Consider the following 14,261-nt stretch of genomic DNA (forward strand, 5'->3'; position numbering starts at 1 on the left):
GCTCTGCCTCGGAAAGGCAATGCCGGCCCGAACCGTCTGAGATGACAAGCGAATCGGACCAGATCACCTGAGACGGGGGCCAAATCGATTGAGACAGGAAATCACGGAACTGATGCTGTTGGTGATCTCCACTCGGTGGAGTGAAGTCTGCCGACCGTGCCTCTGTTGATGTCTTTGTGGTGCTGCTCTGGTGGGAGCGGGGCGGTTTCGGCGGTCGGAGGGGTGGCCGCGGTGGCGATGGGGTTGCTCGGCCCGGTCCGCGACGACCCGCAGTCCGCCCAGCGGCCGGGCTTCACGAAGGAGAACTTCCACATCGACTGGGACACCCGCACCGTCACCTGCCCCAACGGCATCACCAGCCCGCCCTGGAAACCCGCCCTGGGCGACGGGCATCGCCGGTTGTCCGTCCTCTTCCCACGCAGGGCATGCCGGGAATGCGACGACCGCATGAAGTGCGGGGGCAATGTCGATGGCAAAGGACGCCACATCCTCCTCCTGCCAGAAGCCCAGCAGAAGATCCAGACACACGTCTGGAGAGACCAGAAGACCAGCAACTGGCAGCAGAGGTATGCCATCCGGGCGGGCTGCGAAGCAACGGTGTCTGAAACGGTCCACGCTCACGGCCTGCGTCATTGCCTCTACCGCGGCCTGGCGAAGACACACGTCCAACACGTGCTCACAGCTGCCGGAACCAACATCGTCCGTCTCAGCGAATGCTTCCCGCCCGGCACAACACCGACCTCTCCACCCCGACCACGCACCCACTTCCAGCGGCTCTGCCAAAGACTGACGGCCTGAAGATCACCAACAGCATCCGGAACTTGTGCCAGACCCCGACTCGAACGTTAAGAGGCCCTAACAGAAGCCTTTGATCATATGACTTTCGGTTCGGGTGGTCGTTGGCCTGGCCGTGGGGAAACGTCAGCCGCGGCCGTGGATCGTGTCGGATGAACTGTGGTCGCTGATCGAGCCGGTGTTGCCAGAGCCGGCGCCGAAAGCAGGCGGAGGGCGGCCGAGGGTACCGGACCGGCAGGCGCTTGCGGGATCCTGTGCGTCTTGCATACCGGGATGCAGTGGGAGTACCTGCCGCAGGAGCTGGGCTTCGGTTGACGGCCCGAGCGGCGGGGCCGTCGTGTGCTGTGGTTTCGCGGTATCGGGTGCGGTCACAGCGGTGGCAGGGACCGGTGGGCGGCGGACGGTGGCTGTAGGGGCCGTGGCGGAGCCGGGTCGGATGTGGGGCGGAGTGCAGACGCTGGGGACGGGGATGGGTTCGGGGTGGTCGTGTCCAGGGTCGGGGCCTACCGGACGGTGCTCACTCACCTCCTGATGGCACTGCTCGTATGGCTGCCGCTCGTGAACTCGTAGCAGGGGTGAGCGTCCAACACACGCCTCTACGCCTGACTCACCGGCTCGCCCTGCCGGTCAAAACCCTGACGCGCCGGTCGCGGAAGAAGCTCACGACGCCGATCGTCGACACGAGGATGGCGATTCCCCAGGATTCCGGGTCGTACGGTGGCCGGCCCGCCCAGTCCCAGGGCAGGTGATGGCCTGTGGTGTCCTGGGCGAGATACGTCATTGGAAAGATGCTGCACGCGGGCAGTATCCATGACAGCCCCCAGCCGAACAGGCGACCCGAAACCAGAGCTATGCCTATGTCCCCGAGCATGGCCCGGAGGTGCTGAGCGGCAAGCGCATTTCCAGCGATTCCAAAGATCGCGGCGGATGTGGCCAAGGCCAGCAGGCAGGCCGAGAGTAGATGTCGGGTTCTGTAGTGCTGAAAGCCGATCGCGCCTGCTTCTTCGAATGACCCCATATGACTGCTGAAGCTCTGCCCGACAAGTACAGCAATGATCAGGGCCACTTCGTGTTCGAGCGGGAAGCTCAACGATCCGCCGGGCCGGACCGATGGGAAATCGACGGTCTGGGTGCCGAGAGTGAGATCCGCCAGGAGAGCGATGGCAAAGAGCGTCGCGGACGAACGGATGGCATGCGCGCGGAGATACAGCGCGGTCGTCGTCAGCGCGCTAGCAGAGCGCATCGCGTACCACGGCCCACTGCGACAACGCCCATGCGTCCTGGCGCTCGGCCGGAAGTCTGAGGATTTGCTCTACTGCCGCCATATCGACACCCGGCGGCTCGCCATGCATCCCGGCCGGCCGGACTCCGCCGTAGATCCGCATGGCCAGCCACATGGTGACATTACCGGAAGCGACCATTGCAGGTTCCGACAAGTTGCCCGTTTTGGTGCATTTAGGCGGTCGAGTGTGAGTCAGAATCGCACCGGCCATCGATTCCGCAGGATCCCACATCGATCCCTCAAGGACGTAGAAAGAGGTGACGCTCGTCTTCTCTCCGGTCAGACCCTGTTCCGTGAGGAGCGGCGGACTGACGAATGGAGCCGGTAGCGCCGCTGCGCGGTCCGCCATCGCCGTGGCAGTGCTGAGATACTTCGAGTCCTCTGACCAGAAACAGAGCTTCGGCACGGTCTTCGTGCACACTTGCCGCGCTTCCGCCGGATCTCGCTCGCCCTGTACCGGACCTGCCACCAGGAGGAGTCCCAGAACGGGAAGCATGGCAGCGAAGAACACACCTCCAGGGCGAATAGCTCTGGCCGCACGATGCGTATAGGAGTAATGCAGTGCCAGGCCACCTGCGCCAATGATCACCAGGGCACAGGCAAAACGGGCCAGCAGCGGCACTGTCCGCACTCGCAGAAATGGCGCACCCGATATTGTGAACAGACCCAGCGAGTTCTGGTCGCCTAGCCACGTTACGCACGCAAGGCATGCCAGCCCTGCAATCGCGGAACCGCCGTAAGGGGCTGAAACGATGCGACCGATTGTATGCCCGATGGCGGCAAAAGAAACCACCAGTGCGAGCCCGAGTGCAATGTAGCTGGGCCAGAGGAACCCAGAGCCGTGCACCCCAAGTTCCGACGCCGTAGCCGCTGTGAGACATCCAGCAAGGTAAACGCCGACCAAGTAGCACAAGGTCGAGGCTAGTTGCACGACGTTCGGTTGCCAGATCTTTCTGGCCGCCCCTCTCATGAGATCATCGGCACCTCGCCTCCGGGAGCGCCCCGAAGCCCACGCGCTTGCGGCCGCCGCGGCAGGCCCGAAATAGAAGGCAGGAATCTGCGCCTGAACGCTCGTCTGCGGCCATTCGCCTATCCAGTAACGGCTGCGGCCAAATATCGCCAGAAGATCGACGGCCAGGAGTGCGGGAAGCCACCAACGCAAGGGGGAACGTCTGATCTCTGTCATGAAGATCCTCATACGAGGTGCTCCATCCCGGGCTTGAGAAGCCCTAGGTATCCGCGTTCAAGCTGGGTATCCCCCGGCGACCGCCCATGGGCGAAACCGCACAACTCGGCCTGCGTACCGCGGAATCGGATGCGCCCCTCGGCCATCACAGCGATCTCGGAGCAGATTGAGGCAACATCCTCGATGAGATGCGTGCTCACGATGACCGCGGTTTCCTCAAGGTCCCTTATCAGCTCTCGGAATTCCACACGCTGCGCCGGATCCAGCCCTACCGTCGGTTCATCCATGATGACCAGCTTGGGTGTTCCGACAATTGACGCGGCAATGCCGGCCCGTCGGATCATGCCGCCGGAGAGTGCACCCATCTTCTCTTTCGCGCGGCCCATGAGGCCGACCCGCTCGATCGCGTCAGCCGTATCCTTCGGCCTGCGTCCGGCAGGTGTGTCGCGAAGCCATGCACAGTATTCGACGAATTCGGTGACCGTGAAGCTGGGATAGTAACCGAAGTCCTGCGGCAGGAATCCGATGTTCCGGCGCGCCTCGCGAGCGGCACGTGGTGAATCGATGACCTCGCCGAGGATCTCGATCCTCCCTTTTCGTGGAGGCAGCACCGTTGCCAGGCTTCGCAAAAACGTGGTCTTGCCCGCGCCGTTCGGTCCCAGAAGTCCCAGAACTCCAGCCTCGATCTCGATCGTAAGCCCTGCTATGACCGGATTCTTGGAGTACCCTTGAACCAGATCGGTCACTCTCGCCACCACATCGGATTCTGCTGCTTCCCGAACGGGACCCATAGTTTCCTACTCACAGTTCAGACGACGACGATGGGCGCGGCAGGCCCGGGTCATCACGACCCCGGGCCTGCCGCTGTCTGGGATATCAGGTGGTGTACTCAACACGTGAGCGGCTGATGTTCCAAGCGCAGTCGAGCTGCCCCCAGTTGTCGAAAACCGACCCCTTGGTGGTCCAAATCCATTCGGAGACCTTGTCCGGCTGGAAGTCACACGACGCATGGTTCCGGACGGCGCCATCCATCTGAATGCTCGGATTCGTGCAGTGCGCGTTGGTGCCCGTGCTGCCCCACGTCGAGTAGCAGCCGTTCGTCGTCCCACTCGTGCCCGACGCGATGGCGACCGGGGCTATCCCTGCGATAGCAAGGACAGAAAGTCCGCCGATCGCGACGGATCTGCGTATTCCACTGAATGTCACCTTGGGGTTGCGCATCATGGTTTCCTCCGTTGATGGTGGATGAATCCCTTGCCGGGCCGTCAGTGATCGCACCGGCCTCCCGGCAAGGGCGTGAGGGGACCTTCCCCTTTCTTGTCAGGTGCCGGTGGCCATCCGTGAAATTGATGCTCCTGGCGGTTGGCAGACCGTCTGGGTGGACCCGGCGTGAAACGGCGGACGATGGTGGGGCAGTGCACCGTGGAGAGGCCCCGATCCGGTGCCGTCAAGTTGTCTCGGGCCACGAGATGATCTTGGTGGGGATAGGCTGCCGGCGGCACAGCGCGGCGGCCTGACGCGGAAGCCTGCCACGACACCCGCACACCACCAGCCTCCTCGACGCGCCGACCCCACCCACAACTTGAAGACACCCTCTTGTGGACTCCACTCAGCTGGGCGACGGGATTCGCGGCCCGCCGGCGACGGCTGACCACCCCGTGGGAGACGCTACGTACGAGGGTCCTTCGACCGTCCTGGACCCGTCCTGGATTCGTCCTAGGCTGTCCCGCAGAAGTTCTTCGAGCCAGGTTGGATGGGGCGGCGCTGTGGAGTCCGTTCGTTCACGCCGCCAGGTTGAGGTTGCGTTACTGGACGTCAAGAGGTCCTGACAAAGGCGTTGGACGTGCCGGTGTGTGATGAGACAGGTGGCGAGGCCGAGGACTGCTTCGTGGATGTCATCCCGTCGTTCCCAGCGGATGCGTAGGCGCCGGAAGCCGTGGAACCAGGCGATGGTGCGTTCAACCACCCAGCGGTCCACGCCGAGGCCGGAGCCGTGTGGGACACGACGGCGGCCGTTTCCACCGCTTACGTGCCGTTCCGGGAATCCTGCACGCGGCGGCGGGCCGCCAAGACCGTGCGACACCGAACGGAGCTGTCGCGACTCATCTCCTCGCAGAGCAGGGCGGGCCGATCGTCAGGGGGCGCGTGAGGGGACGCGTGCTGCGAATTCGGCGGCGAAGTGGCGGGCCTGGGCGCCCCAGTCGTGGTCGGTCGTGCCGAAGTGCTGCAGGGCGTCCAGCAGTTGGTGCGCCTCGGTGAGGGTGAGCAGCGGCAGGCGCGGCTCGTACAGCTCCGGCATGCCGAAGGCGGGATCGAGAAGTTCGTCCATGCAGGGCGCAACGGACACACCCCCTGCCGGTCACGCTCGCCCCGGCTCTCGCCGATCCGCCCGCGCCGCCGCCTGTGGCGATCGCCCGCGCGGAGCTGGCCGCGCTCACCATCGCCCCACCGCATTCCCTGGACGGCTACGCCCGCGACAAGTCCGACATCTGGTCCACCCAGCCGGACGGCTCCACCACCCGCCAGGACGTCCTTGCCCGCGACGGCAAGAACGTCCAGGACGAACCCGACCACTGCCAGCCCGTCTTCGGCACGTGGTACTCCGTCTACGACGACACCAGCGTCACCGACGTCGCCAAGGCCACCATCGACCACATGGTCCCCCTCGCCGAAGGCTGGCGCTCCGGCGCCGACACCTGGAGTGCCGGTCAGCGCAAGGCCTTTGGCAACAACCTGAAGGACCCCCAGCTGCTCATCGCCTCGGAGTCCGCGAACTCCTCGAAGTCCGACAGCGGGCCGGCCGACTGGAAGCCCACGAACCACGCCTTCTGGTGCACGTACGCCAAGGACTACACGCACATCAAGTCGGTCTGGAAGCTGACCACCACCGACAAGGAGAAGCCAGCGCTGTCCTCGATGCTCGACACCTGCACCAACCCGAACGGTCCCCTCGGTATCGCACTGCGCTCGCCGGCCAGCGCGTCGGTCAAGTGGGCGGCGATCACTGCGCGCGTGGCGGCGGGAGCCATCAGCGGGTACCTCCCGAGGTGTGGCGGGCGCGGGTCTACGCGCCGTCGAGTCATCGGAGGCTCTCTGCCACCCGGGTTGTAGGCATGACACTTCCTTGCTTTGGGCGTGACGGAGCCACGCGTGGATGAACGCAACGGTCGAACTCTGGATCGCGGAGGGGTTGGCCCCGCAAGCCCTGGTCCGTCCGGGGGCGCCGCCCTGACAGGAGGAGCGTGCACCGCGGTTCGTGCCGATGCGAGATCTCGCGAATGGGCAGAACGCGAACAGGCCTGGCAGGAGGCCGCACCCATCGGGGGGAAACTCCTGAAAGAACGCGGCCCGCGCCGCTCACAGCGGCTAGAACCAGCCTTCGAGGGCGTCACGGAGGTGGTTGTCGTCGTCACGCAGGAACAGGGCCTCGATCTCGTCGGCGGGGCAGAGGACGGCCAGCTCCTCTTCCTCGCCCTCGTCATCCGCCCCGATACCTCCGGTGCCTCCGGCCTGGATGACGAAGGGCAGATCTTCCGGGTCGCCTCCGGGGCGCTGCTGCCACTCCATGCCGTGAGCGCGGGCGAACACCTCCCCGAGGTACCAGTGGGCGCCCTGGACGAACGCGGTGTCCTGGGCGGCCTCGATCTCGCCGGACGAGGAGAAAAGGGACCGGATCAGGGCCTCAAGCCGGTCCACGGACTCCATGGTGAAGTCCCAGCTGCCACCCGCTTGGGCCGCCCACAGCTCGAAGGCGTCCTGCCGCTCGCTCAGCCACTGCTTCAGCAGTGGGTTGCCCGTCCACTCGTTCTCGTCGCCAGTGCTCATGGCGCCCGAGCATACGCAGCACGTCTGGTGGTCCAGTAACGATCGTGTGTGGACTGCCAGTTGAGGCCCGGCGCGCCGTGAAACAGTCATGACCTGAACATGGTGAGTCCTTTAGGGTGTGGGCTTCGGCGGCGCCACCGACCACGGGGGCCCCTGGCGCCCCGGGATTCTGAGCATCTCTCACCATTTCTGGGCCCCTCACGGGAGAAGCTACGTGAGCCACCCCATACCCCGCCGCAGGCGCAATCTGATGCGCGTTGCGGTCTCTCTCGCCTGCGCCGGCATCATGGCGTTCAGCGGACTGCCGCAGCTGACCGGGCAGGCCGAGGCGGCACGCCGGCCGCCGAGTCCGGGCAAGCCCTGCGACCAGAAGTTCGGCACCTCCGGCACACCGGCGGCGCCGGGCTCCCAGCCGTGGGAGACCGACGGCAGCGTGCGCCCCGCGATCGACTGGGACTCCTACGGCTACGACAACCCCCGCGAGTCCTTCGACGGCCTCACGCTGCCCGACGATCCGCAGGAGCGCGACGCCTTTCTCAAGAAGATCGGACGCAACTACCGGAAGTACAAGGAGGACGACCCGCGCCGCGTCTACGCCCGCTACAACCTCAACCAGCGCTCCGGCAAGCGCAAGGCGCCGTCGTTCGACGCGTACCTGAGGAACGACTACATCGGCACCTACGGCAACAACCGCCGCGGTGACGCCTTCCACCGCAAGCTCGTGAACGATCTCGGTCTGCACGGCCCGGAATGGCTGTGCGAGGTCGAGATCGATGTCAAGGACCCCGACACCGGCAAGGTGTACCGGCGGCGCCTGGACGCGGTCAACCACAAGACGGGCGAGTTCGTCGAGGCGAAGGCCGGCGGCCAGCACGACGACAAGCAGAACGCCGCCACCCGGGCCCTGATGAAGGACCCGAAGTACAAGAACTACCGCATGCGGTACGTGTTCGGCGATGAGCAGTCCAAAGAGACGAATTCGCTGATGAACAAGTTCCGGCAGGAGTTCGGCCGCAACAACCTCGGCCAGCGCCGCCTGACCACCTACGAGCACCGCGCGCTGGGGCTCCCGCAGTACCAGCGCACCAAGTACTCGCGCGTGGACACCAACCTTGCCCCGCCCGGACGGTACTCCTATGCCGGCGGTGCGGCGAAGATCGTGGACGGCTCTCCGCCCACCCGTGAGATCGCCAAGCGGGAGAACGCCTACGTCCGCTCCCTCGACCCGGGCGGCAACCGCGGCCGGGGCCCGGGCGGCGTCGACTTCACCAGCCTCGAACTCAAGTACGTGGGCAGGCCCGTGAAGGGCAAGGGCATCGACTACGCGTTCTCCGCGAGGAAGAACCCCGACCCCGACGGCAACCCGTCCTTCGGCGGCAAGGCCAAGGCCAAGCTGATCTCGGACTCCTTCTTCACCTGGCTGGCACTCACGCCGGACAAGTTCTGGGTCAACCTCAACCCGGACCAGCCCGACCGGATCATGGACTCCAAGTTCGCCTCCACCGACGCCGGCCGCGTGCTACTGGAGGCTGACCTCCAGATGAAGCACGACTTCTTCAAGGCCATGGACCCGGGGACCGACCTCGGCAAACGCTTCTGGGCCCAACTCCCCAGGGTCGACGGCCGCCCGTGCTTCACCACGATCCGCAACTGGATCGAACCCAAGCCCGCGAAGGTCCGCGAGCAGGACGGCGGGATCTACATCCTGGACGCCCCGCTGCGCCTGAAGTCGGTCGAGCAGGACTTCACCACCCAGCCCGGCGGCGGTGAAGCAGCCTGCCACCCCACTAAGGCCCAGCGTGACCAGGCGCAGGCGGTCATCAACCGGATGATCGTCCCGGCGGTCGAGAAGACCGTCAACACCGCACCCCAGTACGCGGACCTGCGGCGCGTCTACACCTCCCGCGTCGCGGCCGAGTGGATCCGCATCCAGGACGCCAAGACGCCCACCGACTACCACAGCATCATCAACAGCAACGATGTGAAGCGGTGGCCGCTGCGCGCCCCGAACCAGAAGTGGGACAAGAACGAGCTGTTCCAGCGGTACCGGAAGATCTACCTGAACGGCGAGTTCAAGTACAACGTCGACACCGACCAGGGCGTGATGGTGTACATAGTCGGCGGCGTCGACTTCTCCAAGGCACCCAAGCGCAACATCACCGAGCTCCGCTTCCAGGCGCAGCACCGCAACCTGCCGCGCACCACGAAGAACAGCGTCAAGGCGATGACGAACGACGCGGACGACCCGAGCATGCTCTACCTCGGAGGCACCACCGACACCTCCACTACCCCGCCCTCCCCGAAGCCGACGCCGACGAAGCCGACCCCGGCCCCGTCAGGCAGCACCGGGCACCCGACCACCCCGGCACCCACCCCGTCCGGCAGCCACACACCGAGCCAGCCGCCCGCCACACCGCCCACCAGCGACGACGGCGACAAGGGCGGAGGCCTCGCCGACACCGGCGCCCAGGTGCTCACCGTCGCCGCCATCGCCGCAGCACTGCTCGCGGCCGGCGTGGCACTCGTCTGGTTCCGACGCCGCCGCGCCCCGGGCAGCTAGCCGGACCGTGTGGTGACCGAAGCGCTGTAGTGGCGCACGACCCCCGTATACCCCGCGTCTCCGGGGTGTGCGGGGGCCGTCGCGTATCCGGCCGAACCGGCCCCGTCGACCGCGTCTTGGAGGCGGCCAAGCCCCTCGAACTGCCCGTCATCCGCTCGACTGGCCATCGCTTGTGATGGTCTCGTCCGGGAGGGAGCGGTGTCCGTCACTCCCAGGAGGGTTGTCGGTGTCCTTTCCAGTCGTCTTGGCGCGGGTGCCGGCGCGGATGGCGATCCGGGCGACGCCGTCGTCCCACCAGTGGGGGGCGGTGCGGACATCTCCCGCAACTCCGTAGTGCAGGATGTGTTTTATGCATGTCTAGAGACCGCATAGTTGAAGTATGCGTTTCGGTGGGTGTGGCCCCCACCTTCCTGTCGACGAGTGTCCGTTCCCTGTCTATCTGCGGTTTCCCGACGAGTCCGCAGTGTGAATTGAACGGATCCTGGACGACCTGCGCAGCGAATTGCCCTACCGGCCCGCGAAGCCGTGGCGAGCTGTTGGTGCTGGTGCTCTCGCACTTGGCAGTCAGGATGGCTGGACTTGGTCGAAGAGGGCGAGGGCTTCGGCGGGGTCCGGGCTCACGAGGCGTTCCAGACCGGCCGTCGTGATCTTCGCCCACCTGCCGGCCCGTGCCCACATCTGTTCCTCGAAGGCGCGGACGGCCTCGTCCAGATCTCCAGGGCCGGTGGCGATGGACTCGGCGAGTTCGGCGCCTTCCAGCATGGCGAGGTTCGCACCCGCCCCCAAGGGTGGCATCAGGTGGGCGGCGTCGCCCAGCAGTGTCACCCCGGGGACGTGGGTCCAGGTGTGGGACACGGGCAGGACGTAGAGGGGGCGGTGGACGAAAGCGGTGCCGTGGCGGAGGAGGTCGAGGACGGGAGCGGCCCAGCCGTCGAACAGAGCCAGCAGGCTCGATCGCACGGCATCGGCGTCGGCCAGGTCCAGGTTCGTGTGCCAGTCCAGCGGCGCGCGGAACTGGGCGTGCACCTTGACGTGGCCGCCGCTGTTGCGCTGGGCGACGAGGGAGCGGTTCACGCCGTACACGGCCACGGAACCGTCGCCGATCAGCCGGGCGAGGTCGGGGTGGCGGGTGTCGACGTCGTCCAGGGAGGTCTCGACCGAGGTTACGCCGGTGTAGTGCGGCGTCACCGATGAGACTGCCGGGCGGGTCCGGGACCAGGCGCCGTCCGCGCCGACCACGAGGTCGAACGTCTCCCGTCGCCCGTTCGCGAATTGGACTAGTGCGCCATCCCGGGTCCCCGGCACTACCTGCGTCACGGCCCGCCCCCACTGGACGTCGAGAGGGCCGAGCAGCAGGTCACGGAGTTGCCCGCGGTCGATCTCGGGATTGGCCCGGTCATCTGGACGAGGTCGCCAGTCGCGCAGGATGGTCCCGTCCGTGTCCAGGATGCGCATGGCCTGCCCCTCGGGGCGGGACAGCGCCTGGAACTCCGTCAGCAGCCCTGCCTTGTCCAGTGCGAGCTGGCCCAGCCCTTCGTGCAGGTCCAGCGTGCCGCCCGGGGGGCGGGCGTCGGGGGCGGGATCGCGTTCGAGGACGGTGACGGGGTAGCCATGGCGGTGCAGGACACGGGCGAAGGTGAGGCCGGCAGGGCCGCTCCCGACCACAGCGATACGATGTCTCATGTCGATACACTGTATTTCCCCGATATGATGCATCGCAACAGAACGGTGTGATCATGACTGTGTGGGACCGGCCGGAGCCGCCGACTCGCCCCGTGCCGCTCGACCGGGAGCGGATCGTCGCCGCCGCCATCGCGCTGGCCGACGAGGGCGGGCTGGAGGCAGTGTCGTTGCGCAAGGTCGCCGCCCGGCTGAACGCCGGCCCGATGCGGCTGTACGGATACATCTCCACCAAGGAGGAGCTGTTCGACCTCATGGTGAACGAGGTCCAGGCCGAGATTCTCCCCGAGGAGCAGGCCGGTGACTGGCGGGAGGCGCTGCGCATCCTCGCCCACCGCACCAGGCAGGCCGCACTCCGGCACGAATGGCTGGCCGACCTGCTCGGCGGCCGCCCGACCCTGGGCCCGAACGGCCTCGCCGTGACCGAGGCCACGCTGGCCGCCCTCGACGGCCTCGCCGACATCGACACCGTCATGCGTGCCGTGGAGACTGTCAGCGCCTACTTCACCGGCGCGATCAGGCGCGAGATCGCGAACCTGCGCGCCGAGCGTGCCACGGGCCTGTCCAAACGCGACTGGCAGCGCGCCTCCGGCCCGCATGTGACGAGGATGCTGGCCACAGGTCGCTTCCCGGCGCTGGCCAAGGCCGTGTACGACGGCACGGACGTGGACGCCGAGACATCCTTCGCGACCGGCCTGGACTGGGTCCTCGACGCCGTGGCCGCCAAACTCACCCGGCCGTCGGCGTGACGCTCAGCTCTTGCCCGAATGTGAGCGAGGTCGGGCTCGGCGGGGACCAGGACTTCGAGTTCCTCGCGGAGCGCGGGGACGAGGACGAAGCGCGGGGTGTGCTACTTCGCGGCGGTCTTGCCGCCCCGGGTGCGGCAGGCGCTGCCGGCGGGCGCGTCACAGTTCGGGCAGTCGTGACGTTCTACCGCCAATGCGGTCTGATCGGGCGTCAACTCCATGGCGGCAGCCTCTCGGAAGTACCTCGCACAACACGCGGGTTTCGAGAGGACTTTCGCGAACGGCGACCTGCGGAAACGTGATCGACTTCGAAGCTCTCGCAGACCTCTCGCATCTGGTCGTTCATGAGAGACCGTCATCAAGGCTGCCACGAGCTACTGGGACCTCGCTCCTGGGGGCACACTCACACGTCGCGGCGTTTCACGACGAGAACGGCGAGTGCGACCGTGATCAGCGGCCAGAGCGTGTACACGATCCAGGAGCCTGGGACCGTGGCGGTGTAGCCCAGGGATCCGGGCTCCGGCCCCCAGGTTTGGATCAGGCGGTTCCAGGCGGCCGACACCAGCGCGTGTTTGATCTCCGCCGACCAGCGGCTGCTCTCCGAGAACATGGGGGGCAGCATCACCAGGGTGAAGACGCTGGTGACCATGGTCCCGGCGGCATGCCGGAGCAGAACACCGAGACCCAGACCGACCAGGGCGCAGACCGGAGCCAGCAATGCGGATGCCACCAGCGCCCGGAACACACCGGGGTGGGTGATCGGAAGGTCGGCATGGTGCCCGTCCAGGATGGCCTGGGAGACCAGGAAGGAACCGGTGGAGGCGGCCGTGCCGACCGCGGTCCACAGTGCGGCGGTGACGGCTGCCTTGGCCACCACGACCGAGCCGCGGGCCGGGACGGCCACGGTGGTGGTGCGGATCAGCCCGCTGCTGTATTCGCTCACGACGGTGAGGGCGCCCATGCTGCTGGCGACGAGGATCAGCGTCCAGTAGCCGGCCGGCGGATAGGCGTCGTAGGGCCGGAAGTCAGCGGGGCCGGAGGGCGCGGCTTTGTCCGCCAGCGTGGCCACGGCGGTGGACCCGAGGACGAACAGGAGGGTGAGTGCGATCGTCCACGGTGTGGACCGCAGGGATTGTGTCTTGATCCACTCGGCGGCGAGCAGGTCGCGGAAGCGGGTGGGCGGCGCGGTGACGGGGGTGGTCAGGGGGGCGGAGGTGAGCGTGGTCATCGGGGCTGTCCTGCCTGGTATTCGGTGCTGTCGGCGGTGAGTTCCATGAAGGCCGCCTCCAGTGAGGCGGTGCGGGTGGTCAGCTCGTTCAGCTGGATACTGTTCTCAAAGGCGAGCGCCCCGATCCGGCCGGCCGGGAGCCCGGTCACGGCGAGTTTCTCTGCGCCGGTCGAGCCCTCCGGCTCGACCGAGGCGCCCGCAGCGGTCAGCACGGCTGCCAGCTCGGCTGCCTGCGGTGTCCCCACCACAACGCTGCTACGGGGGCTACGGGCTGCGAAATCCCGTACCGACTCGGCGGCGATGAGGCGGCCCCGGCCGATGACGACCAGCTGGTCGGCGGTGTTCTCCATCTCCGACATCAGGTGGCTGGAAAGGAAGACCGTGCGTCCCTCGGCGGCCAGGCGCCGGAAGAGCCGGCGCACCCAGAGGACGCCTTCCGGGTCCATGCCGTTGATCGGCTCGTCGAACATGAGCACAGGCGGATCGCCGAGCAAGGCGGTGGCGATGCCGAGGCGCTGCTTCATGCCGAGGGAGAATCCGCCGATGCGGCGGTGTGCCACCTCAGCCAGCCCCACCTCATGAAGCACCTCGCCCACCCGGCGCCGCGGGATGCCGTTGCTGCGGGCCAGAGCGGACAGGTAGGCCGCAGCGCTACGGCCGCCGTGGACCTGTCCGGCTTCCAGGAGGGCGCCGACGTGCCGCAGTCCGCGCGGGTGGCGGTGGAAGGGGACGCCGCTGACGGTGGCGGAGCCGGTGGTGGGCGCGTCCAGGCCGAGGATCATCCGCAGGGTGGTGGACTTGCCGGCTCCGTTGGGGCCGAGGAATCCGGTGACCTGGCCCGGCCGCACGGTGAAGGACAGATGGTCGACGGCCGTCTTGCTGCCGTAGCGCTTGGTTAGTTCGCTGACTTCGATCACGGCACCCACACTGCCGAGGGGAGCCCCTTCCGGGCATGGGGC

At 66.9% G+C, this 14,261-nt stretch carries 13 protein-coding genes and 2 pseudogenes; 5 read left to right on the forward strand and 10 right to left on the reverse strand.

Annotated features, from left to right (window positions below):
* The first annotated feature begins 237 nt into the window (after positions 1–237).
* Positions 238–798 carry a transposase gene (locus AB0L75_RS40265; RefSeq protein ID WP_365191285.1) on the forward strand — a complete coding sequence of 187 codons (561 nt, stop codon included), beginning with the start codon at positions 238–240 and terminating at the stop codon, positions 796–798.
* A 112-nt stretch (positions 799–910) separates the two neighbouring features.
* Positions 911–1,107: pseudogene (locus AB0L75_RS40270) on the forward strand (transposase); the annotation flags it as partial.
* A 295-nt stretch (positions 1,108–1,402) separates the two neighbouring features.
* Here the strand turns inward: AB0L75_RS40270 and AB0L75_RS40275 are convergent.
* The 6 genes and pseudogenes from AB0L75_RS40275 to AB0L75_RS40300 form a co-directional block, all read right to left on the reverse strand.
* The gene (locus AB0L75_RS40275; RefSeq protein WP_365191248.1) at positions 1,403–2,038 is read right to left on the reverse strand and encodes a hypothetical protein; all 636 of its coding nucleotides are present in this window, start codon (positions 2,036–2,038) and stop codon (positions 1,403–1,405) included.
* On the reverse strand, positions 2,025–3,275 hold the full coding sequence (locus AB0L75_RS40280) for a hypothetical protein (RefSeq protein WP_365191249.1): 1,251 nt from the start codon (positions 3,273–3,275) through the stop codon (positions 2,025–2,027). Before AB0L75_RS40280 ends, AB0L75_RS40275 begins: the two co-directional genes overlap by 14 nt.
* Positions 3,272–4,009 carry an ATP-binding cassette domain-containing protein gene (locus AB0L75_RS40285; protein ID WP_365191250.1) on the reverse strand — a complete coding sequence of 246 codons (738 nt, stop codon included), beginning with the start codon at positions 4,007–4,009 and terminating at the stop codon, positions 3,272–3,274. Before AB0L75_RS40285 ends, AB0L75_RS40280 begins: the two co-directional genes overlap by 4 nt.
* A 130-nt stretch (positions 4,010–4,139) precedes the next feature.
* The gene (locus AB0L75_RS40290) at positions 4,140–4,487 is read right to left on the reverse strand and encodes a hypothetical protein (RefSeq protein ID WP_365191251.1); all 348 of its coding nucleotides are present in this window, start codon (positions 4,485–4,487) and stop codon (positions 4,140–4,142) included.
* A 646-nt stretch (positions 4,488–5,133) separates the two neighbouring features.
* Positions 5,134–5,274: pseudogene (locus tag AB0L75_RS40295) on the reverse strand (transposase); the annotation flags it as partial.
* A 123-nt stretch (positions 5,275–5,397) separates the two neighbouring features.
* A complete protein-coding gene (locus AB0L75_RS40300; RefSeq protein ID WP_365191252.1) occupies positions 5,398–5,592 on the reverse strand; it encodes a hypothetical protein in 195 nt (64 codons plus the stop codon).
* Positions 5,593–5,666: 74 nt separating this feature from the next.
* Between AB0L75_RS40300 and AB0L75_RS40305 the strand changes: the two genes are divergently transcribed.
* Complete coding sequence (locus AB0L75_RS40305) at positions 5,667–6,374, forward strand: HNH endonuclease family protein (RefSeq protein ID WP_365191253.1); 708 nt, start codon at positions 5,667–5,669, stop codon at positions 6,372–6,374.
* Between the two features lie 255 nt (positions 6,375–6,629).
* Here the strand turns inward: AB0L75_RS40305 and AB0L75_RS40310 are convergent, their stop codons facing one another.
* A complete protein-coding gene (locus AB0L75_RS40310) occupies positions 6,630–7,088 on the reverse strand; it encodes a hypothetical protein (protein WP_365191254.1) in 459 nt (152 codons plus the stop codon).
* 214 nt (positions 7,089–7,302) lie between these two features.
* Here AB0L75_RS40310 and AB0L75_RS40315 point away from each other — a divergent pair, with 214 nt between their 5' ends.
* Positions 7,303–9,648: a hypothetical protein gene (locus AB0L75_RS40315; protein WP_365191255.1), complete on the forward strand. Its 2,346-nt coding sequence runs from the start codon at positions 7,303–7,305 to the stop codon at positions 9,646–9,648.
* A 564-nt stretch (positions 9,649–10,212) separates the two neighbouring features.
* Here AB0L75_RS40315 and AB0L75_RS40320 read toward each other — a convergent pair.
* The gene (locus AB0L75_RS40320) at positions 10,213–11,331 is read right to left on the reverse strand and encodes an NAD(P)/FAD-dependent oxidoreductase (RefSeq protein WP_365191256.1); all 1,119 of its coding nucleotides are present in this window, start codon (positions 11,329–11,331) and stop codon (positions 10,213–10,215) included.
* A gap of 53 nt (positions 11,332–11,384) precedes the next feature.
* Here AB0L75_RS40320 and AB0L75_RS40325 point away from each other — a divergent pair, with 53 nt between their 5' ends.
* A complete protein-coding gene (locus AB0L75_RS40325; RefSeq protein WP_365191257.1) occupies positions 11,385–12,077 on the forward strand; it encodes a TetR/AcrR family transcriptional regulator C-terminal domain-containing protein in 693 nt (230 codons plus the stop codon).
* 400 nt (positions 12,078–12,477) lie between these two features.
* On the opposite strand, the gene AB0L75_RS40330 is transcribed toward AB0L75_RS40325, so the two are convergent.
* Together AB0L75_RS40330 and AB0L75_RS40335 are read right to left on the reverse strand one after the other, a co-directional pair.
* Positions 12,478–13,302: an ABC transporter permease gene (locus AB0L75_RS40330; protein ID WP_365191258.1), complete on the reverse strand. Its 825-nt coding sequence runs from the start codon at positions 13,300–13,302 to the stop codon at positions 12,478–12,480.
* Positions 13,299–14,219: an ATP-binding cassette domain-containing protein gene (locus AB0L75_RS40335; protein ID WP_365191259.1), complete on the reverse strand. Its 921-nt coding sequence runs from the start codon at positions 14,217–14,219 to the stop codon at positions 13,299–13,301. Before AB0L75_RS40335 ends, AB0L75_RS40330 begins: the two co-directional genes overlap by 4 nt.
* Positions 14,220–14,261 lie beyond the last annotated feature (42 nt).

The sequence above is a fragment of the Streptomyces sp. NPDC052101 genome (assembly GCF_040680235.1).
In the GTDB taxonomy this organism is placed as follows: domain Bacteria; phylum Actinomycetota; class Actinomycetes; order Streptomycetales; family Streptomycetaceae; genus Streptomyces.

Excerpts from the sequence above, each read along its gene's own strand:
- AB0L75_RS40280 (WP_365191249.1), bottom strand. The coding sequence starts at position 3,275 with ATGAGGATCTTCATGACAGAGATCAGACGTTCCCCCTTGCGTTGGTGG.
- AB0L75_RS40300 (WP_365191252.1), bottom strand. The coding sequence starts at position 5,592 with ATGGACGAACTTCTCGATCCCGCCTTCGGCATGCCGGAGCTGTACGAG.
- AB0L75_RS40290 (WP_365191251.1), bottom strand. The coding sequence starts at position 4,487 with ATGATGCGCAACCCCAAGGTGACATTCAGTGGAATACGCAGATCCGTC.
- AB0L75_RS40320 (WP_365191256.1), bottom strand. The coding sequence starts at position 11,331 with ATGAGACATCGTATCGCTGTGGTCGGGAGCGGCCCTGCCGGCCTCACC.
- AB0L75_RS40325 (WP_365191257.1), top strand. The coding sequence starts at position 11,385 with ATGACTGTGTGGGACCGGCCGGAGCCGCCGACTCGCCCCGTGCCGCTC.
- AB0L75_RS40330 (WP_365191258.1), bottom strand. The coding sequence starts at position 13,302 with ATGACCACGCTCACCTCCGCCCCCCTGACCACCCCCGTCACCGCGCCG.
- AB0L75_RS40310 (WP_365191254.1), bottom strand. The coding sequence starts at position 7,088 with ATGAGCACTGGCGACGAGAACGAGTGGACGGGCAACCCACTGCTGAAG.
- AB0L75_RS40265 (WP_365191285.1), top strand. The coding sequence starts at position 238 with ATGGGGTTGCTCGGCCCGGTCCGCGACGACCCGCAGTCCGCCCAGCGG.
- AB0L75_RS40275 (WP_365191248.1), bottom strand. The coding sequence starts at position 2,038 with ATGCGCTCTGCTAGCGCGCTGACGACGACCGCGCTGTATCTCCGCGCG.